Consider the following 19,031-nt stretch of genomic DNA (forward strand, 5'->3'; position numbering starts at 1 on the left):
TCTTGCCTGCTCGCGGTGACATCCGTAACGGCCGATCCGCTTCCCACGTGAGCCACCCCACGTCCATTTAATTTGCATCTCAGATGCAAGTTTTCATGGCGTTCGGTCGGCCGAGCCGTTCTGTCGAGTTCAGTCGAGCCGTGAGGAGCACTCCCGATGCTGTCCGAGCCGTCCGCGGCCACCGTCCGCGCCACGCTTCCCGCCGTCGGCGGCGCCATCGGCGAGATCACCGAGCGTTTCTACGCCGTCTCTTCGCCGACCGCCCCGAACTGCTGCGGGACCTGTTCCACCGCGGCAACCAGGCCTCCGGCGCCCAGAAGCAGGCCCTCGCCGGCTCCATCGCCGCCTTCGCCGCCCAGCTGCTGGAGCACCCGGAGCGCGGCCCGACGCGCTGCTCGGCCGGATCGCCCACAAGCACGCCTCGCTCGGCGACGCCGTCACGCCCGAGGTCGCCGCCGCCTGGGACGAGGTGTACTGGCTGATGGCGAACGCGCTGATCGCGATCGAGAAACGGCTCTACGAGGAGAGCGGCACGACGGTCCGACGGCCGTGGGAGGTGGTGGAACGCGTCGCGGAGACCGCCGACGTCGTCACCTTCCGGCTGCGGCCGGCCGACGGCGCGGCGGTGCGCGGCTTCCGCGCCGGTCAGTACGTCTCCGTCCAGGTCGAACTGCCCGACGGCGCCCGGCAGATACGGCAGTACAGCCTGTCCGGGGCGCCCGGCGAGGCGCTGCGGCAGTTCAGCGTCAAGCGGGTGCGCGGCCACGCGGCCCCCGACGGGGAGGTCTCCCAGCACCTCCACGCGCGCGTGCGCACCGGTGACGTCCTGGAGCTGTCCGAGCCGTACGGCGACCTGGTCCTGGACGCCGCCGGCCCGGACACACCCGTGCTGCTCGCCTCGGCCGGCATCGGCGTGACCCCGATGATCGCGATGCCGGCCGACCTCACGGCGTCCGGCCACCGCGGCCCGGTCACCGTCCTGCACGGCGACCGCTCCCCCGCCGACCGTGCCCTGCGGGACGAGCACCGCGCGTACACCGGAAAGCTCGCGGACGCGTCCGCGCACTTCTTCTACGAGCACGACGCCGAGCCGGGCACCCGCACCGGCCCGGTCGACCTGGCCGACGTCCCGGTAGCCCCCGGCACGCACGCGTACCTGTGCGGCCCCCCTCCCCTTCATGCGCGCGATACGCACCCAGCTGATCGGAAAGGGCACCTCACCGGCCGACATCCACTACGAGGTCTTCGGACCGGACCTCTGACCGGCGAACGGCTGAGCCGCCGGCTGAGCCGCACCCCCCACAGGCGCCGCATCCGCCCCCGGCCCCCGGGAGATCCCCAGGAGCAGGCCCCCTGTCGGCTCCGCGACGATCTCCGCGACCGTCACCGGGTCCAGCGAAGCGAAGAACGCCTCCTGGGCCCGCCGCAGAGCGCCCCGCAACCGGCAGCCGGAGTTCAGCGGGCAGGGCGTCGGGCCCTCACAGTCGACGACGTCGCCGGCGCCCTCGAAGACGCGCACCACCGCGCCCACCGACGCCGTACGGCCCTTCCCGGTCAGTGCGAGGCCGCCGACGCGGCCGCGGCGGGCGTCGACGAGGCCGAGGTGCTGGAGTTCGGCGACGACCTTCGCGGCGTGGGTGTAGGGCACGTCCATGTCCGCCGCGACCTGGCGGGTGGTGGGCGTGGCGTCGGCGGCCACGGCCAGTCGCATCAGGAGGCGCAGGGCCAGATCGGTGGAGCGCAGGAGCCGCATATCACGAGCCTAGGTAATACGCATGCATGGTTCAAATTATCCCGGCATCCCCTCTTTGTGCGATCCCCCGCCGTTCTTTTGCCCTGCCCTCCCTACGGAAGTCGCCCCTGGTCCCACTACGATCAGCGAGCTCCACCCTTCCCGTTGCCGTCCCTTTCCCCAGAAGGACACCTCATGGGTTCCGCCAAGAACAGCAGCGCGGCGCGCAAGGCGCGCATAGAGGAGATGCGCCGCGCCGAGCAGGCGCGCGAGCGCCGCAGCCGCATAGTCAAGGTCGCCGCGAGCGTCGTGGTCGTCGCCGGTCTGGTCGTCGGCGGTGTGGTCCTCGTGAAGTCCCAGTCCGGCAAGAAGGACTCCAGCGACTCCGCCGACGCCGCCAAGGGCTCCTCCGGTGACACCGGGCACTGGACCGCCGGCAAGGACGGTGTGCAGACCTGGTCCGGCAAGCTGGCGCGGACACACGTGACGACCGACGTGTCGTACCCGATGCACCCGCCGGTCGGCGGCAACCACAGCCCGATCTGGGCGAACTGCAACGGCGACGTCTACACCAAGGCGCTGTCGGACGTGAACGCCGTGCACTCGCTGGAGCACGGCGCGGTCTGGGTGACGTACACCGACAAGGCGAAGAAGGCCGACGTCGACGCGCTCGCGGCGAAGGTGAAGAAGACGCAGTACTCGCTGATGAGCCCGTACGAGAACCAGTCGGCGCCGCTGCTCCTGTCGGCGTGGGGCCATCAGGTGGCGGTGAAGAGCGCGAGCGATCCGGAAGTGGACAAGTTCTTCGCCGCCTACGTCCAGGGGCAGCAGACGCCCGAGCCGGGTGCCTCCTGCACCGGCGGGGTCATGAAGTGACCCGGCGGCACATCGGCTGGATCGCGGGGGCCGCGGCGGCGGTGCTCGTCGCGGCCGGCGCGATCACCTACGCGGCCGCCGAGGACTCCGGCGACCCGGGCCCGAGGACGCCGGGCGCGGAGTCGGCGGACGCCGGGTTCGCCCGGGACATGGCCGTACACCACCAGCAGGCCGTCGAGATGTCGTACATCGTCCGGGACCGCACGAAGAACGACGAAGTGCGGCGGCTTGCCTACGACATCGCGCAGACGCAGGCCAACCAGCGCGGCATGCTGCTGGGTTGGCTGGATCTGTGGGAGCTGCCGAAGGTGTCGGCGAAGCCGCCGATGAGCTGGATGGGCATGGGTGACATGCCCGAGCGCGGGGACGGCTCGCTGATGCCGGGCATGGCGACCGACACGGAGATGAACAAGCTCCAGTCGCTGAACGGCAAGCAGGCCGAGGTCTTCTATCTGCAGCTGATGACGGACCATCACAAGGGCGGCATCCACATGGCCGAGGGCTGCGTGGCCAAGTGCACGGTCGGGGTGGAGAAGCGGCTCGCGCAGGGCATGGTCGACGCCCAGCAGTCGGAGCTTCAGGCGATGGCGCAGATGCTCAAGGAGCGCGGAGCGAAACCGCGTTCGTGAACAGCGGGCAAGTCATTCCGTAACACAGCCGTAAGGACAAAGGGCTCAAATCACCCCACCTGACGGCCACTTGAGCTTCTCTTGACCTTTTCCTTCCCCTGGCATGAACGGTTCATCGAGAGAGTGACCCCCATCGTGTGATCCATTCACCGGCCGTACCGCCGCGGGCCGGCACGCGGACACATGTCGTATCGACCACTACATGCATGCGAACCGCATCGCAGGGGGTTATATGAGATCCAACCGCGCCAAGCTGCGCGCCGTGAGCATGGCAGCGACACTGCCGATGGTCGCCGGCGCGCTGGCGCTGGGCATACCCGCGGCGCACGCCGCGGACAGCCCCGCTCGTGACGTGCTGAAGGGAACCAAGCCTTTCTGGGCCACGGCCAAGGCGGACAAGGGCGCGACCTCGAACAGCGCCCAGGTCAACGCCAAGGTCTATCTGGCCGGCAAGAACGCGGCCGGACTCGCCGCCTACGCCAAGGCCGTGTCCGACCCCAGCTCGCCGCTGTACGGCAAGTACCTGAGCGCCAAGAAGGTGCAGACCCGCTTCGGGGCCACCAAGGCGCAGGTCGCCGCGGTCAAGTCCTGGCTGACGTCGGCCGGCCTGAAGGTCACCGCCGTCACCACGCACTACGTCGCCGTCTCCGGTGACGTGGCCGCCGCCGAGAAGGCCTTCGGCGCCCAGCTGCACAACTTCGCCAAGGGCTCCAAGACCTACCGTGCCCCCGCGCAGGCCGCGTCGGTGCCGGAGGGCCTGAAGGACGCCGTCCTCACCGTCACCGGCCTGGACAACGCCCCGCACATGGCGAGCCACGACGACACGCTGCCGCCGCCGGACGCCGTGTTCAGGAACTCCGGGCCGTTCTCCTCGTACTTCGGCTCCAGGACCGCGAGCACCCTGCCGGACGCCTACGGCCAGAAGATCCCGTACGCCATCAAGGGGTACACCGGCAAGCAGCTGCGCGCCGCCTACGGCGCCGGCAAGTACACCGGCAAGGGCGTCCGCGTCGCCATCACCGACGCCTACGCCTCCCCGACCATCGCCTTCGACGCGGGCACGTACGCGCAGAAGAACGGTGACGCGGCCTGGAAGACCAGCCAGCTGCACCAGGCCCTGCCGGACGCCTACACCAGGACCACCGAGTGCAAGGCGGCCGGCTGGTACGGCGAGGAGACCCTGGACGTCGAGGCCGTGCACGCGGTCGCGCCCGACGCCGACGTCACCTACGTCGGTGCGGCCTCCTGCTTCGACGACGATCTGCTGGCCTCGCTCAGCAAGGTCGTCGACAACCATCTGGCCGACATCGTCTCCAACTCCTGGGGCGACGTCGAGGCCAACCAGACCCCGGACCTCGCGGCCGCCTACGACCAGGTCTTCCAGCTGGGCGCGGTGCAGGGCATCGGCTTCTACTTCTCCTCCGGTGACAACGGCGACGAGGTCGCCAACACCGGAACGAAGCAGGTCGACACCCCGGCCAACTCGGCCTGGGTGACCGCGGTCGGCGGTACCTCGCTGGCCGTCGGCAAGGGTGACAAGTACCAGTGGGAGACCGGCTGGGGCACCCAGAAGGCGACCCTCGCGGCCGACGGCAAGAGCTGGACCAACTTCCCCGGCGCCTTCACCTCGGGCGCGGGCGGCGGCACCAGCAAGACGGTCGCCCAGCCGTACTACCAGAAGGGCGTCGTCCCGGACGCGCTCGCCAAGGTGAACGGCAGCACGACCGCCAACCGCGTCGTCCCGGACATCTCGGCCATCGCCGACCCGAACACCGGCTTCCTCGTCGGCCAGACCCAGACGTTCCCGGACGGGTCGCAGCAGTACAGCGAGTACCGCATCGGCGGCACGTCGCTGGCCGCGCCGACCATCGCCGCGGTCCAGGCGCTGGCGCAGGAGGCCCACGGCGGCAAGGCCCTCGGCTTCGCCAACCCGTCCATCTACGCCAAGTACGGCAAGCAGGGCGTCTTCCACGACGTCACGGACAACCCGACGGGCTCCGGCCTGGCGGTCGCCCGCGTGGACTTCGCCAACGGCCTGGACGCCAAGGGCGGCCTGCTGTACTCGGTCCGCAGCCTCGGCAAGGACAGCTCCCTGTCCGCGACGAAGGGCTACGACGACGTGACGGGCGTCGGCTCTCCGGCCGACGGCTACGTCGCCTCGTACGCACCGAAGAAGTAACGCTCCGCCGAGCAGGAGGGGGCGTGGGGTCCTGCGGGACCTCACGCCCCCTTTGCGTTACCGGGAGCACTACCACGAAGTCCGGCTGCGTGTAACCGAGTTGCCGGCCGACGTCATCGGCCGCCTCGGCGAGGGCACCCCGGTGACCGAGGTGACCGGTCCGGCCCCGCACGCACCGCTTAGCACGGCTCCCCCCACCGTGTCCGCAGCGACACGCTTCGCATGAGGGTGGGGGAGTGCCGGAGAATCACTCTAAGGGCCTAATGGCATATCAATAGCGGTTGTTTTCAAGCCAATTGACTCCCACTTCCCCCGCCCACGGAGCCTGAAATGCCCCCGATCGGCACTATCGCGGCCGCCTTCCGGTATCGCACTTAAATCGTCTCTTATTACTTTTGTTCTCACGCCGGCTGACGGGCCGGCATCTCCGAGACAGAGACAGGTGAAGAGACATGAAGCTCGCCCGTTCCAATATGGTGACCGCCGCTGTCGCGGGAGCGGCAGCCCTCGTCGCGACCGGCATCACCTACGCCTCGGCCGCCTCCGTCCCGGCGCCCGAGGCAGCCCCGACAGCTGCCGCCGGCGCGCCCCGCGACGGCGGTACGCAGAGCAAGGGCAACGAGGGTGGCGGCGAGAGGCGGAAGGAGGGCCGGATCCAGGTCAACGAGCGGTCCTACTCCAGCCACCCCGGCGACTGCATCACCGTCATCAGCGGCCTGGGCGCCAAGACCCTGAACATCCGCAACGACAGCGACAAGACCGTCGAGGTCTTCCGCGGGGCGGTCTGCGACAACGGCGGTCCCATCGCCACCGTCGGCGCCCACAGCGACAGCTTCGGCGTGCGTGCCTGCCCGCCCGAGGGCATCGACGTCGAGGACGGCGTCGTGGCCAGCTTCCGCGTGGTCCGGCACCACGACGGCCACGACGACCACGACGACGACAACTAGTCAGAGGCCGACCGCATGATACGGACCCCCGGCCCGCCGGTATCGGGCCGGGGTTGCCGTCCCGACCATTGTCCGACCGTCTCTCGCCGTGCACACCCTGTCCGAGCCGACCGTCAGGCACCGCAGCCCGGCGGCCGGCCGGCCGGACTCGCCTTCACCAGCCAACCCTTCTGGTGTCTTGCGTCCGAACGCCGCCCGTCCTTCCGGCGTTCCGCCACCCCCGACCGGGTGACAGACGACGCATGCGGCGTTCCGGGGCGTGCACGGCAGAGTGGCCCCTCCCCCGCACACCGCGGGCTGAGCGAGGTGAACATGCACCTGGTGGAGGACGCTAGCGACGACACCTATGTCCTGGACATCCTTGACATCACACTGACCCCCGCGTTGCCGTGGCTCGGGCACCAGGTCCGCTGGGAGATGCACGGCCACCTCAAGGAGACCGTCGACCTGACCCGGGTCACCTGCAATGTGATCATGAAATTCGGTCCGGTGAAGATGCTGGACAGGAGCTACCGGCTGCCCGATCTGCTGGCAGGCATGGGCGCGCGACTGTCAGGGGCTCCGAGGCGGCCCGCCGGGCCGTGGAAGCAGGCGTGGATCCTTCGGCTCCCCGAGACGGTGCCGGTGGCCCGGCACCGGATCCGGCTGCGGGCCCGGACGGGGAGCGGCAAGAACTTCCTGGCCCTGGACATCCCTCTGGACTTCAGCCGCAGATTTCGTCCGGCCTGAATCCCGGTGGCGCAAGCGCGGGAGTCAGCGGTGCAGGGCCCCGGACTCCTCCGGCAGGTGGGAGGTGACCACCCGGCCCACCGACGGAGCCACCCGGCGCCGGTCCACCACGTACGCCACCGCCGCCACGCCCAGGCCCAGCACCGCCAGCGCCGCACCCGCCGGCGCGGGCGACGTCGTACCGAAGCCCGCCGCGAGCGCCAGGCCGCCGATCCATGCGCCGCCCGCGTTCGCCAGGTTGAAGGCGGCCTGGTTGGCGGAGGAGGCGAGGGAGGGGGCCGCCGAGGCCTTCTCCATCACCATCAGCTGGAGCGGCGAGCCGGTGATGAACGCCGCCATGCCCAGCAGGGTGACGGCGAGCGCCGCGCTCCACTGCGCCCGCATCAGCAGCGGGAAGAGGAGGAGCACCGCCGCGAGTGCGGCCAGGCCGCCGAAGAGGGTGCCCCGCAGGGAGTGGTCGGCGAGGCGGCCGCCCAGCAGGTTGCCCACGGTCGCGCCCACGCCGAAGAGGGCGAGGAGCAGCGTCACGCTCGTCTGGGCGTAGCCCGCCGCGTGCGTCAGCATCGGGGTGACGTAGCTGTACGCCGCGAACAGCGCGCCGAAGCCCGCCACCGTCGTACCGAGGGCCAGCCAGACCGGGAGGGAGCGCAGCGCCGCCAGTTCGCCGCGCAGGCCCGCGGAGGCGGCGGCGTGCTTCCCGTCGTGCGGGATCAGCAGGGCGAGGGAGGCGATCGCGGCCAGGCCGATCACGCTGACGCCGAGGAAGGCCGCCCGCCAGCCCAGGTGCTGGCCCACGAGCGTGGCCGCGGGGACGCCGGCGATGTTGGCGACGGTCAGGCCGAGGAACATCAGGGACACCGAGCGGGCCTTGCGCTCCGGCGGGACCATGCCGGTCGCCACGACCGCGCCCACGCCGAAGAAGGCGCCGTGCGGCAGGCCGCTGAGGAAGCGGGCGGCGAGCAGGGAGCCGTTGCCGGGGGCGAACGCCGACAGGGCGTTGCCGGCGACGAACAGTGCCATCAGGGCGATCAGCACCGTGCGGCGGGGCATACGGGCCGTGAGGGCGGCGAGCAGCGGGGCGCCGATGACGACGCCCAGCGCGTACGCCGAGACCAGGTGGCCGGCGGTGGGGATCGAGATGTGCAGGTCGTCCGCGACGTCGGGCAGCAGGCCCATCATCACGAACTCGGTCGTACCTATTCCGAAAGCGCCGACGGCCAGGGCGAGCAGGGCCAGGGGCATGGAGGGCCTGTGCCTTTCGAGGTGAGGGAGCGGAGTTCAGTTGCTAAGTTCAGCAGCGGAACAAAGTCTCCCAGGCCCAGTATTCCGGACGGTTACGAGGACGTGTCGAGCTTCACACGGGCAGCCACCGGAAGGTGATCGCTGCCTGTACGCGGCAGCGTCCAGGAGCTCTCCGGTTCCACGCCCCTGACCATGATCTGGTCGATCCGCGCCATCGGGAACGACGCCGGCCAGCTGAACCCGAAGCCGCTGCCCGCAGCGCCCTGCGTGGAGCGCATCTGGGCGGTGACCGCGTTGAGCGAACGGTCGTTCATCGTACCGTTCAGGTCACCGAGCAGGACCACCTGCTTCAGGGGCTCCTCGGCGATGGCCTCGCCGAGCGCGTCGGCGCTCGTGTCCCGCTGCCGGGCGGTGAAACCGGCCTCCACCTTCACCCGGACCGAGGGCATGTGGGCGACGTACACCGCGATCCTGCCCTTGGGGGTCGTCACGGTGGCGCGCATCGCACGCTGCCAGCCGAGCTTGATGTCGACGGCTCGTACGTCGGTCATCGGGTACCTGCTCCACAGGCCGACCGTGCCGACGACCCCGTGGTACTTGTACGTCGACGCGAGCGCCTTCTCGTAGACGGGTACGGCGCCGCTCGGGACCTCTTCCAGGGCCAGGACGTCGGCGCCGGAGGAGGCCACGGAGCGGGCGGTCGCGGCCGGGTCGGGGTTGTCGGCGTTGACGTTGTGCGTCGCCACCATCAGGTCGCCGCCCGAGCCCGACTTGTCGGTGAGCAGCCCGCCGAAGAGGTTCAGCCACACGATCCCCGGGAGCAGCACGGCGATCAGCGCGGTCGCCGACTTCCGGAGCAGGCCGAGGAGCAGCAGCACCGGGATGGCGAAGCCCACCCAGGGCAGAAACGTCTCGGTCAGACTGCCGAGGTTGCCCACCTGGTTCGGGATGCGCGAGTGCAGCAGCATCACCAGGGCGAGCAGCAGGGCCAGCACCGCGAGGACGATGCCGCGGCGCCAGATGCCCGGATCGCCGCGCCAGCCGGCGAACAGGCGGTGCAGTAGGCGCCGAAGCCGGGATCCAGGTCGCTCGGGGCCCGAGCCGCCGCCCACCGTCTCCGTCATGTACGCCTGCTGCGCCATACCGTCTGCCTCACTGCCTGCCGTGCACACCGTCGTTCCCCCGTGTGTTCTTCCGACCCTAGGGGATGATCGGCTCCGCTCCCGCCGTCCCATGACGGCCGTACGGAAGACAAGGACGAGTGGGGCGGGGCAGCGCGTTCCGTCTACCCCTGGGACGCCTGGGGTCTGTGACGAAATGCGCACATGAGTGCTACGAGGCTGTCGAGCTGACGGGCCGTAGGCCTTCCAGGACCGCGTCGACGATCTTTTCGGCCAGGTCCTCGGGCAGGTCACCGTCGGGGCGCATGATGCTGCGGACGAGCATGGGGCCGACGAACATGTCGTTGGCCAGTTCCAGGTCGACGTCCGCCCGCAGTTCGCCGTTGTCCCGCGCCCGGCGCAGCACCTCCAAGGCGAGCCGGCGGCGGGGCGCTATGACGCTGTCGTGGTACTCCAGCCAGAGCCGGGGAGTGTGTTTGATCTGCGCGTACACGTTGTGCAGGAGCGCCGAGGAGCGGGTGGCGAGGCCGCGTTGGCGCAAGGTCTCCAGCAGGACGACGAGGTCGTCGCGCAGGGAGGTGCCGGGGAGTTCGGGATCGGGGGGTTCGGCGGCGCGCACGACGTCGATGAACAGTTCCTCTTTGCCGCTCCAGCGGCGGTAGATGGTGGCCTTGCCGACCCCGGCCGTGCGCGCGACGCGCTCGATGGAGAGTTCGGCGAGCGGTACGCCGTCCTCCAGGAGCTTCATCACGCCTTCCAGGATGGCCCGTTCCACGGCCTCGCTGCGGGGTCGTCCCCGCACGGGCCCGTCGGGTTGCGGCCGGCTGCCGGCAAGGCTCACGTCGATCCGTCCTCTCACTGAGCTGCGGACATTGTCCCGCAGCCGCCTCCTTCCCCCGTTTATCCCTGCGTTCCCTGTGTTCGTGTTCCCTGTGTTCTTTGTGCTCCCCGCGGTCCGCGTCACTCCGCGGCAGCGACCAGTTCCGTCTCCTTCTCGTCCTGCTGAGCGGCCGGCGCCCTGCCCGGCAGGAACAGGGCCGTCACGACGGCGCCGATCAGCGCGACACCCACCCCGCACAGCGCGGTGACGTGCATGGCGTGCAGGAACGCGTCGTCGGCGGGGGTGACCAGGGCCTTGCCCCGCGGGCCGAGCTTGTCGGCGATGCCGAGCGTGGCCTCGATGGACTCGGCCGCCTTGTCGCGCAGGGCGGGCGGCAGCAGGCCGAGCTTGCCCTCGATGCCGCCCCGGTACGAGGTGGCGAGCACCGAGCCGAGGACGGCGATGCCGAGCGCGCCGCCGACCTGGCGGAAGGTGTTGCTGAGCGCGGAGGCCGAGCCGGCCTTCTCGCGCGGCAGCGCCTGCATGATGACGACCGAGGTCGGCGTCATGATGTGCGCCATGCCGGTGCCCATGAGGAAGAAGACGACCTCCAGGATCCAGATCGGTGTGTCGGCCTCGAAGGTGGCGAAGGCGGCCAGCGTCGCCGCGATCAGCACCAGGCCCGCCGTGGTGGTGGCCTTGTTGCCGAACCGGTCGACCAGCAGCCGGGCGCGCGGCGCGAAGATCAGCTGGGCGACGGCGAGCGGCAGCATCAGCGCGCCGGACTCCAGCGGCGAGTAGCCGCGCACGCTCTGGGTGTAGAAGACGCCGAAGAACGTGACGCCCATCAGGGCGAAGAAGACCAGGGCGATGGCGCCCATCGCGGCCGAGAAGACCTTGTTCTTGAAGTAGCTGACGTCGAGCGACGGATGGTCGCTGCGGCTCTCGAAGACGACGAAGCCGGCGAGGACGAGGAGCCCGGCGATGATGGTCGCCAGCACCTTCGGATCGGTGAAGTCGGCCAGCTCGCCGCCCTTGATGATGCCGTAGACCAGCAGGACGAGGCCGACGACGGACAGGACGACGCCGACGGGGTCGAGACGGCCGGGCCGCGGGTCGCGCGAGTCGGGCACGAGCCAGGTCATGAGGATCAGCGCGACGATGACGATCGGCACGTTGACGAGGAAGACCGAGCCCCACCAGAAGTGGTCGAGGAGGGCGCCGCCGGTGATGGGGCCGATGGCGATGGCGAGGCCGACGCCGCCGGCCCAGATGCCGATGGCCTTGGGCTGCTCCTCGCGTTCGAAGACGTTCATCAGCACGGCGAGGGTGGCGGGCATGACGAAGGCGGCACCGAGCGCCATCAGGGCGCGGTATGCGATCAGCTGGCCGGGCGAGCCGGACTCGGCGGCCAGGGCGGAGCCGATGCCGAACACGGCGATGCCGCCGAGCAGCACCTTCTTGCGGCCGACGCGGTCACCGATGAGGCCGGAGGTGAACAGCAGTCCGGCGAAGACGAGGGTGTAGGCGTTGATCGCCCACTCGATCTGGCCCTGGGAGGCACCGAGGCCGACGGGCGCCGGAGTGGAGATGGTCTTGATGGCGACGTTCAGGATCGAGTTGTCGAGCACCACGATCAGCAGGCTCAGCATGAGCACGCCGAGGATCGCCCAGCGACGCCGGTGCACCGCTTCCGGTATGCGGGGGGCAGGGACGGGACTTGTCATGTGTCCGAGCGTACGATCATTTCGATACGGAACGGTCTCGTATCTTACTTCTTTACCAAGGTCTTACATGGCACGGTTTCCGGCCACGGACGTGGATCACAGGGGGTCCCCCTGGTCCTGGCTGGCACGAGGTGCCACCATGGAAGCGATCCGGGGACGCCGTCAGGGCGCCTCGAGATGACTGAAGGAGCCGTTGCCATGACGCAGCTTTCGGCTGCCCAGAACGCGCAGAACGCGCGGATGACATCCTCCGACGGCAGCAAGGCGCTGTACGGAGGCAAGAGCAACCGCCGCATCACCGTTCGCGACATCACCCTCGCCAAGGAACGCGGCGAGAAGTGGCCCATGCTCACCGCCTACGACGCGATGACCGCGTCCGTCTTCGACGAGGCCGGGATCCCGGTCATCCTGGTCGGCGACTCGGCGGGCAACTGCCACCTCGGGTACGAGACGACCGTGCCCGTCACCCTCGACGAGATGACGATGCTGTCCGCGGCCGTGGTCCGCGGCACACAGCGCGCCCTCGTCGTCGGCGACCTCCCGTTCGGCTCCTACCAGGAGGGCCCGGTGCAGGCGCTGCGCTCGGCGACCCGGCTGGTCAAGGAGGCGGGCGTGGGTGCCGTCAAGCTGGAGGGCGGCGAGCGCTCGCACGAACAGATCCGGCTCCTGGTGGAGTCCGGCATCCCGGTCATGGCCCACATCGGGCTGACCCCGCAGTCCGTCAACGCGATGGGCTACCGCGTGCAGGGGCGCGGCGAGGAGGCGGCGCAGCAGCTGCTGCGCGACGCGAAGGCCGTGCAGGACGCGGGTGCGTTCGCCGTGGTCCTGGAGCTGGTTCCGGCGGAGCTGGCGGCCGAGGTGACGCGGGTGCTGCACATCCCCACGGTCGGTATCGGCGCGGGGCCCGAGACGGATGCGCAGGTCCTGGTCTGGACGGACATGCTGGGGCTGACCTCGGGTCGGGTGCCGAAGTTCGTCAAGAAGTACGCGGATCTGCGGGCGGTCATGGGCGACGCGGTGCGGTCGTTCGCGCAGGACGTCGTCGGAGGAACGTTCCCGCTGGAGGAACACTCCGTCCACTGAGCCATTGCGGCAACACCGGGCAGCCCGCCGATCTTCCCCCGTCGGCGGGCTGCGCCTTTTTGCGCCTAAGCCGGCGCCGCTCTCGCGGAGGTGGTTGCTCGCCGTCGTGGTTGCTCAATTGATGGTTGCGGTGGTCGTCGGGGATTTGTCAGTGGTGTCGGTGGACTGTCGGCGGTTTGTCGGTAGGCGCTGGCACCGTCTTCCCCATGAAGCGAATCCATGAGGACCCCGTCGGCGCGAGCCACGCAGTGACGGTACGGGGACTGGTCAAGCACTACGGCGAGACCAAGGCGCTGGACGGTGTCGACCTGGACGTGCGCGAGGGCACCGTGATGGGCGTGCTCGGGCCGAACGGCGCCGGCAAGACGACCCTCGTCCGCATCCTGTCCACCCTGATCACCCCCGACGCCGGACAGGCCACCGTGGCCGGGTACGACGTCGTACGCCAGCCCCGGCAGCTGCGCCGGGTGATAGGCCTCACCGGCCAGTACGCCTCGGTGGACGAGAAGCTGCCCGGCTGGGAGAACCTGTACATGATCGGCCGGCTGCTGGACCTGTCCCGCAAGGACGCCCGCACCCGCGCCGACGAGCTGCTGGAGCGGTTCTCCCTCACCGAGGCGGCCAGGCGGCCGGCCAGCACGTACTCCGGTGGCATGCGGCGCCGGCTGGACCTCGCCGCGTCCATGATCGGGCGGCCCGCCGTGCTGTACCTGGACGAGCCGACGACCGGTCTCGACCCCCGTACCCGCAACGAGGTGTGGGACGAGGTACAGCGGATGGTCGGCGACGGCGTCACCGTGCTGCTGACCACCCAGTACATGGAGGAGGCGGAGCAGCTCGCCTCCGAGCTGACCGTCGTGGACCGCGGCAAGGTCATCGCCACCGGCGGGATCGAGGAACTGAAGGCCCGCGTCGGCGGCCGCACCCTGCGGGTACGGCCCGTCGATCCGCTGCAGCTGCGCCCGCTCGCCGGCATGCTGGACGAGCTGGGCATCACCGGGCTCTCGACCACCACCGTGGACACCGAGTCCGGGACGCTGCTGGTGCCGATCCTCAGCGACGAGCAGCTGACGGCCGTGGTCGGCGCGGTCACCGCGCGCGGCATCACGATCTCCGCCATCACCACCGAACTGCCCAGCCTGGACGAGGTGTTCCTGTCGCTCACCGGCCACCGCGCCGGTGCCCCGCAGGAAGCCGCGCCCGCCGACACCCGCGAGGAGGTCGCCGTATGAGCGCCACCACCGCCGCCGCCCGCCCGGTCACCGACGTCGACGTACGGATCCCGCTGCGCGGGCATCTGCGCCACACCGGCGCGCTCATCCGCCGCAATCTGCTCTGGATCCGCCAGGACCCGGAGTCGATGTTCGACGCGCTGTTCATGCCGATCGTCTTCACGCTGCTGTTCGTGTACGTCTTCGGCGGCTCGATCGGCCAGGCGCTGGGCGGCGGCCAGGAGCGCTATGTGCAGTACGTCATCCCCGGCATGCTGGCGATGATGAGCATGACGCTCGCGCAGGGCGTCGGCACCGGTTTCAGCCAGGACTTCAACAGCGGGGTGATGGACCGGTTCCGGTCGCTGCCGATCGGCCGCGGGTCCGTGCTGTTCGCGAAGATCGCTGTCGAGCTGGCGCGGATGCTGTTCGCGACGGTCATCCTGATGATCGTCGCCGTCCTGGTCGGCTTCCACATCCACCACTGGGCGGGCCTGATCGCGACCGTGGGCCTGTCCGCGCTGTTCGCGTCCTCGATCATGTGGGTGTTCCTCACCCTCGGTGTGATGCTGAAGAACGCGCAGTCGGTGCAGGGCGTGGGCTTCCTGGTGCTGTTCCCGCTCCAGTTCGGCTCCTCGATCTTCGCGCCGACCAAGTCGATGCCGGGCTGGCTGCGGCACTTCACCGACTACAACCCGCTGTCGGCCCTCGCGGACGCGGCCCGGGGGCTCATGGTGGGCGGCCCGGTCGCGCACGATCTGTGGGTGACGGTGGGCTGGTCGGTGGCGATCACGGCGGTCATGGCGCCGATCGCGATCCACAAGTTCCGTACCAAGACCTGATGTGCACGCCCCGGGCGGGCACGTCACAGCAGGGCGGTGGCCTCCGCGAGGGAGAGGCCACCGCCCTCGGCGTACGCGGCCGCGTATCCGGCCTCGTCGAGGGTCTCGCGGATACGGGTCTCGGTGAGGTCGTGGAACCGGCGCTCCATCCCGGTGAGGACATGACCGGCCGGCAGCAGGGCCTCGGCGGCGCCCAGGCAGCGGGCGCCGTCCGCCGCGCGGCCGCCGCCGTCGAGGTCGGCCAGGGCCATGGCGGCGACCCCGAGGCAGATCGAGGGCAGCTGCGGGGTGATCGCCTCGGTCAGCGGGTCCTCGGCGAGGCGCAGGGCCCGGCGGATGCGGTCGAGCGCGTCCTGCGGGCGTCGTTCGAGGGCGTCCAGCCAGGCCTCCTGGCCGAGGATCAGCGCGTCGAAGACGACGAAGTGCGCGATCCTGAACTCCTCGCGCAGCGCCCTCAGTTGCTCACGGGCCTCGCCGACGCGACCGGTCACGGAGAGCCAGCAGGCGAGGAAGAGCCGGGCGGCGGGCATCGCCTCGTTGAGGGCGCCGTCCCCGTCGGCGATGACGCCGCGCAGCATCCGCTCGCCCTGCGCCAGCTCGCCCTGCTCCATCAGGACGCTGCCGAGCCGGGCCTTGAGGACGGCCATCTGGGCGCGGGCGCCGAGGCGTTCGGCGTGCTCGATGGCGGCCCGGTAGTCGGCGGCCGCGGCGCGGTAGGCGCCCTTGCGTTCCCGGGCCTCGCCGCGCGCGGACAGCGCCTCGGCGGTGCCCCAGGTGTCGCCCAGGCGGCGGTAGATCTCCAGGGCCTCGTCCGCGTCGCGGGTGGCGTCGCCCGCCCAGGCGGTGCGGTTGGCGAGCACGTTGGCGCGCATCTGCAGGGCGCCGGCCAGCTCCCATTCGTAGCCGAGGGTGTCCCGGCAGGTTCGCACGGTGGCGTCGACGACCGTGCGCAGCCGCTCCATGCCGCCGGTCAACAGCACGGCGTAGAACCACAGCGCCCCCGGGATGCGGCAGGTCTGCGGCTGGCCGGGCTCGTACGTCCCGGCGATGACCCGCAGCCTGGCCCGTGCCTCGGGGGTCTGCCAGGCCTCCAGCTCGGTGTCCATACAGGCGAGATGGGCCAGATGGACACCGCGCCGGGCCTCGGCGAGGACCTCGCCGGTGTACGGGGGCGGGGTGTCGGTGCAGCGCTGCCGCACCGGGCGGGCCGGGCGGACGGGGCCGGCGAACGGGTCGGGGCCGAGCGCCATGACCTCCCGGCACCAGGTGCGGGTCTCGATGCGCTGGTCGCGCATCTGCCAGAACCACAGCAGGGACAGCACCAGGCACATCGCCTCCTGCTCCTCGCCGAGGGCGACGGCGTGGCGCAGGGCGGTGCGCAGGTTCTCGTACTCCAGCTGGAAGCGGTCGATGGCGGTGCGCTGTCCGGCGCCGCGCAGCAACGGGTCGGTGGTGCGGGCGAGTTCGCGGTAGTACGTCAGATGGGCGCGTTCGGTGTCGCGGCGCCGCCCGGACTCGTCGAGCCGTTCGGCGGCGTACTCGGCGACGGTCTCCAGCAGCCGGTAGCGCATGGCACCCTCGGCCGAGGGGGCGGCCACCACCAGGGACTTGTCCACCAGGGAGCCGAGCGCGTCCAGGGCGGTCGGGCCGCAGAGGGCCTCGGCGGCGGCCAGGTCGCAGCCGCCGGCGAAGACCGACAGCCGGGCGAGGACGTCCCGTTCGTCCGCGTCCAGCAGTTCCCAGGACCAGTCGACGACGGCCCGCAGGGTCTGCTGGCGGGGCAGTACGGTGCGGCTGCCGGAGGTGAGCAGCCGGAAGCGGTCGTCGAGCCGGTCCGCTATCTGGCGTGAGGTCAGCATGCGCAGCCGGGCCGCCGCCAGTTCGATCGCGAGGGGCAGTCCGTCGAGGCGCCGGCAGATCTCGGCGCAGGCCCCGGGATCGTCGTCGACGCGGAATCCGGGCCGGGCGGCCGCGCCCCGGTCGGCGAGCAGCCGCAGCGCGACCGGCTCGGGCAGCGGATCCACCGGCCGCAGCAACTCCCCCGGTACTCCGAGGGGTTCACGGCTGGTGGCGAGGACGACCACGCCGGGGCAGCGGGCCAGCAGCCGGGCCACCAGTGCGGCGGCGGCCGCCACGACATGCTCGCAGTTGTCGAGGATGATCAGCATCCGGCGGCGGGCACAGTGCTCCAGGAGCCGTTCGAGAGGGTCGTCGTGCCGGTCGGCGGCCGCCCGGATGGTCTCGACGCCGGCGCCGTGCAGCACGGTCTCACGGGCATCGATCCCGGTGAGCACCGCCTGCGGTACGGCCCCGGGATCGTCCACGGGGGCCAGTTCGGCCAGCCACACCCCGTCGCGGACGGTGTGCCGTACCGCCTCGGCGGCCTCCTGGGACAGCCGGGTCTTGCCGGCGCCGCCGGGCCCGAGCAGGGTGACCAGGCGGGCGGCGGTCAGATCGGCGCCGATGGCCTCGATGTCGGCCTCCCGGCCGACGAAGGAGGTGAGCCGGGCGGGCAGATTGCCCGGGGCCGGCGCGGGGTGCGGGGCGGCCGGGGGTTCCTCGGTGAGCAACTCGGCGTGCAGGGCCCGCAGTTCGGGGCCGGGGTCGGAGCCGAGCCGGTCCGCGAGCAGCCGGCGTACGTCCTCGTAGGCGGCGAGGGCGCGGGCCGGGCGGCCGGTGTCGCGCAGGGCGCGCAGCCGCAGCGTGTGCAGCGGCTCGTCCAGCGGGTGCTCGTCGCACAGGGCGGTCAGCTCGGGCAGCGCCTGCTCGGCGTGGCCGAGGGCGAGGGCGGCGGTGTGCCGGGCGCGCAGCGCGTCGAGCCGGCGGGTCTCCCAGCGGGCCGCCTCGGCGGTGTGGTCGGGCAGGTCGGCGAGGGCGGGGCCGCGCCACAGGGCGAGCGCGTCGTCCAGCACGGCGGCGGCCTTGGCCGGGTCGCCGTCGGCGAGGGCCGCGAGGCCGTCGCCGGTCAGCCGCTCGAAGCGGGTGAGGTCGATGTCGTCGGGGGCGGCGGTGAGCCGGTAGCCGCCCTCGGCGGAGGCGACGGCGTCCGCGCCGAGGGTACGGCGCAGCCGGCCGACGAGGGCCTGCAGCGCCCCGGCGGCGTCGGCGGGCGGCTCGGCGCCCCACACCTCGTCGACGAGCACGCCCGCGGGCACGGTCCGGCCGGCCCGCAGCGCGAGCACGCCCAGCAGGGCACGCAGCCGCGCCCCGCCGACCGGGACGGCCGTACCGTCGGGGCGGAGTACCTGGGTGGTGCCGAGCAACCGATAGCGCACGGGGTCCATTGTCTCCGGGGACGGCCGTGCGTGGCTTGCGGGTTTCAGATGCGCATGAACTGGGAGGAGTCGAGGGTGAGGGTCCGGTCGGCGACGGGAATCTCGATCTGGTCGCCGAAGACACCGGACTCCCGGTGCTGGTACTCGCCGTCAGCGGGGCGGGTCAGGAGCGTCCACCGGGCGGTGAGCACGTCAACGATCAGGTACGCCGGGATGCCACGCAAGGCGTAGTGATCGGTCTTTGTGCTGTAGTCGCGGCCCTTGCTCTCGGGCGAGACGATCTCGACGACAAAAGGCAGCAGCCCCTCGTCGAATCTGCTGCTGCCCGGATCCAGCTTCTCCTGGGGAAGCGCGGAGACATCCGGCTCGGGCATGTAGCCCTCCCGGGGGGGCAGGACCTTGAACTCGCCGATCGGCACCCACCCGGGCAGCCGCGCATCGATCTGGCCGAAGATGCGCATCTGGGTCATCACATGTGCTTGTGTGACGGGTACCACTGTGAGTCCGTTCCGGGTCAGCCGGAGGCGCATCGTCCTGGGTACCTCAAGGTTCTCCATGGCGTCGGCTACCCAGTCCTCGGCGATGGTCATGGCACCTCCTTGTTCCGATTGATTGCAG

The 19,031-nt window shown here is 70.9% G+C and carries 14 protein-coding genes and 2 pseudogenes; 9 read left to right on the forward strand and 7 right to left on the reverse strand.

From position 1 onward, the window contains the following. Positions 1-156 precede the first annotated feature (156 nt). Positions 157-1,262 (forward strand): annotated as a pseudogene (locus IE277_RS01880) (FAD-binding oxidoreductase). Between the two features lie 59 nt (positions 1,263-1,321). Here the strand turns inward: IE277_RS01880 and IE277_RS01885 are convergent. Next, positions 1,322-1,753, reverse strand: a pseudogene (locus tag IE277_RS01885) (Rrf2 family transcriptional regulator); the annotation flags it as partial. Between the two features lie 174 nt (positions 1,754-1,927). Here IE277_RS01885 and IE277_RS01890 point away from each other — a divergent pair. The 5 genes from IE277_RS01890 (at position 1,928) to IE277_RS01910 (ending at position 7,092) form a co-directional block, all read left to right on the forward strand. Next, positions 1,928-2,608, forward strand: coding sequence for a thioredoxin-like domain-containing protein (locus IE277_RS01890; protein WP_189947828.1), 681 nt, complete (start codon positions 1,928-1,930; stop codon positions 2,606-2,608). Next, positions 2,605-3,237 carry a DUF305 domain-containing protein gene (locus IE277_RS01895; RefSeq protein ID WP_189947830.1) on the forward strand — a complete coding sequence of 211 codons (633 nt, stop codon included), beginning with the start codon at positions 2,605-2,607 and terminating at the stop codon, positions 3,235-3,237. Before IE277_RS01890 ends, IE277_RS01895 begins: the two co-directional genes overlap by 4 nt. Before the next feature lie 232 nt (positions 3,238-3,469). Next, on the forward strand, positions 3,470-5,416 hold the full coding sequence (locus IE277_RS01900) for a S53 family peptidase (protein ID WP_229880482.1): 1,947 nt from the start codon (positions 3,470-3,472) through the stop codon (positions 5,414-5,416). Positions 5,417-5,868: 452 nt separating this feature from the next. Continuing rightward, positions 5,869-6,363 (forward strand): hypothetical protein, encoded by a 495-nt coding sequence (locus IE277_RS01905; protein WP_189947832.1) that lies wholly within the window; start codon positions 5,869-5,871, stop codon positions 6,361-6,363. Between the two features lie 312 nt (positions 6,364-6,675). Beyond that, positions 6,676-7,092 carry a hypothetical protein gene (locus IE277_RS01910; RefSeq protein WP_229880485.1) on the forward strand — a complete coding sequence of 139 codons (417 nt, stop codon included), beginning with the start codon at positions 6,676-6,678 and terminating at the stop codon, positions 7,090-7,092. A 24-nt stretch (positions 7,093-7,116) separates the two neighbouring features. On the opposite strand, the gene IE277_RS01915 is transcribed toward IE277_RS01910, so the two are convergent. The 4 genes from IE277_RS01915 to IE277_RS01930 form a co-directional block, all read right to left on the reverse strand. Then, positions 7,117-8,334 (reverse strand): MFS transporter, encoded by a 1,218-nt coding sequence (locus IE277_RS01915; protein ID WP_189947836.1) that lies wholly within the window; start codon positions 8,332-8,334, stop codon positions 7,117-7,119. A 92-nt stretch (positions 8,335-8,426) separates the two neighbouring features. Continuing rightward, the gene (locus tag IE277_RS01920; RefSeq protein ID WP_189947838.1) at positions 8,427-9,476 is read right to left on the reverse strand and encodes an endonuclease/exonuclease/phosphatase family protein; all 1,050 of its coding nucleotides are present in this window, start codon (positions 9,474-9,476) and stop codon (positions 8,427-8,429) included. A 190-nt stretch (positions 9,477-9,666) separates the two neighbouring features. Then, on the reverse strand, positions 9,667-10,296 hold the full coding sequence (locus IE277_RS01925) for a TetR/AcrR family transcriptional regulator (protein ID WP_189947840.1): 630 nt from the start codon (positions 10,294-10,296) through the stop codon (positions 9,667-9,669). Positions 10,297-10,415: 119 nt separating this feature from the next. After that, positions 10,416-12,002 carry an MFS transporter gene (locus tag IE277_RS01930; RefSeq protein ID WP_189947842.1) on the reverse strand — a complete coding sequence of 529 codons (1,587 nt, stop codon included), beginning with the start codon at positions 12,000-12,002 and terminating at the stop codon, positions 10,416-10,418. Between the two features lie 198 nt (positions 12,003-12,200). On the opposite strand from IE277_RS01930, the gene panB reads away from it, so the two are divergent. The 3 genes from panB to IE277_RS01945 all read left to right on the forward strand — a co-directional run bounded on the left by panB (position 12,201) and on the right by IE277_RS01945 (position 15,138). Continuing rightward, on the forward strand, positions 12,201-13,085 hold the full coding sequence (gene panB / locus IE277_RS01935) for a 3-methyl-2-oxobutanoate hydroxymethyltransferase (protein ID WP_189947844.1): 885 nt from the start codon (positions 12,201-12,203) through the stop codon (positions 13,083-13,085). Positions 13,086-13,291: 206 nt separating this feature from the next. Beyond that, positions 13,292-14,317 carry an ATP-binding cassette domain-containing protein gene (locus tag IE277_RS01940; RefSeq protein WP_189947846.1) on the forward strand — a complete coding sequence of 342 codons (1,026 nt, stop codon included), beginning with the start codon at positions 13,292-13,294 and terminating at the stop codon, positions 14,315-14,317. Further along, on the forward strand, positions 14,314-15,138 hold the full coding sequence (locus IE277_RS01945; protein WP_189947848.1) for an ABC transporter permease: 825 nt from the start codon (positions 14,314-14,316) through the stop codon (positions 15,136-15,138). Before IE277_RS01940 ends, IE277_RS01945 begins: the two co-directional genes overlap by 4 nt. Positions 15,139-15,161: 23 nt before the next feature. Here the strand turns inward: IE277_RS01945 and IE277_RS01950 are convergent, their stop codons facing one another. Both IE277_RS01950 and IE277_RS01955 read right to left on the reverse strand, forming a co-directional pair. Next, positions 15,162-18,422, reverse strand: a complete 3,261-nt coding sequence (locus IE277_RS01950) for an AfsR/SARP family transcriptional regulator (RefSeq protein WP_189947850.1) — start codon at positions 18,420-18,422, stop codon at positions 15,162-15,164. Positions 18,423-18,457: 35 nt separating this feature from the next. Further along, positions 18,458-19,003: a Uma2 family endonuclease gene (locus IE277_RS01955; RefSeq protein WP_189947852.1), complete on the reverse strand. Its 546-nt coding sequence runs from the start codon at positions 19,001-19,003 to the stop codon at positions 18,458-18,460. Positions 19,004-19,031 lie beyond the last annotated feature (28 nt).

Origin of the sequence: Streptomyces alanosinicus (assembly GCF_014650595.1) — a bacterium.
GTDB lineage: Bacteria > Actinomycetota > Actinomycetes > Streptomycetales > Streptomycetaceae > Streptomyces > Streptomyces alanosinicus.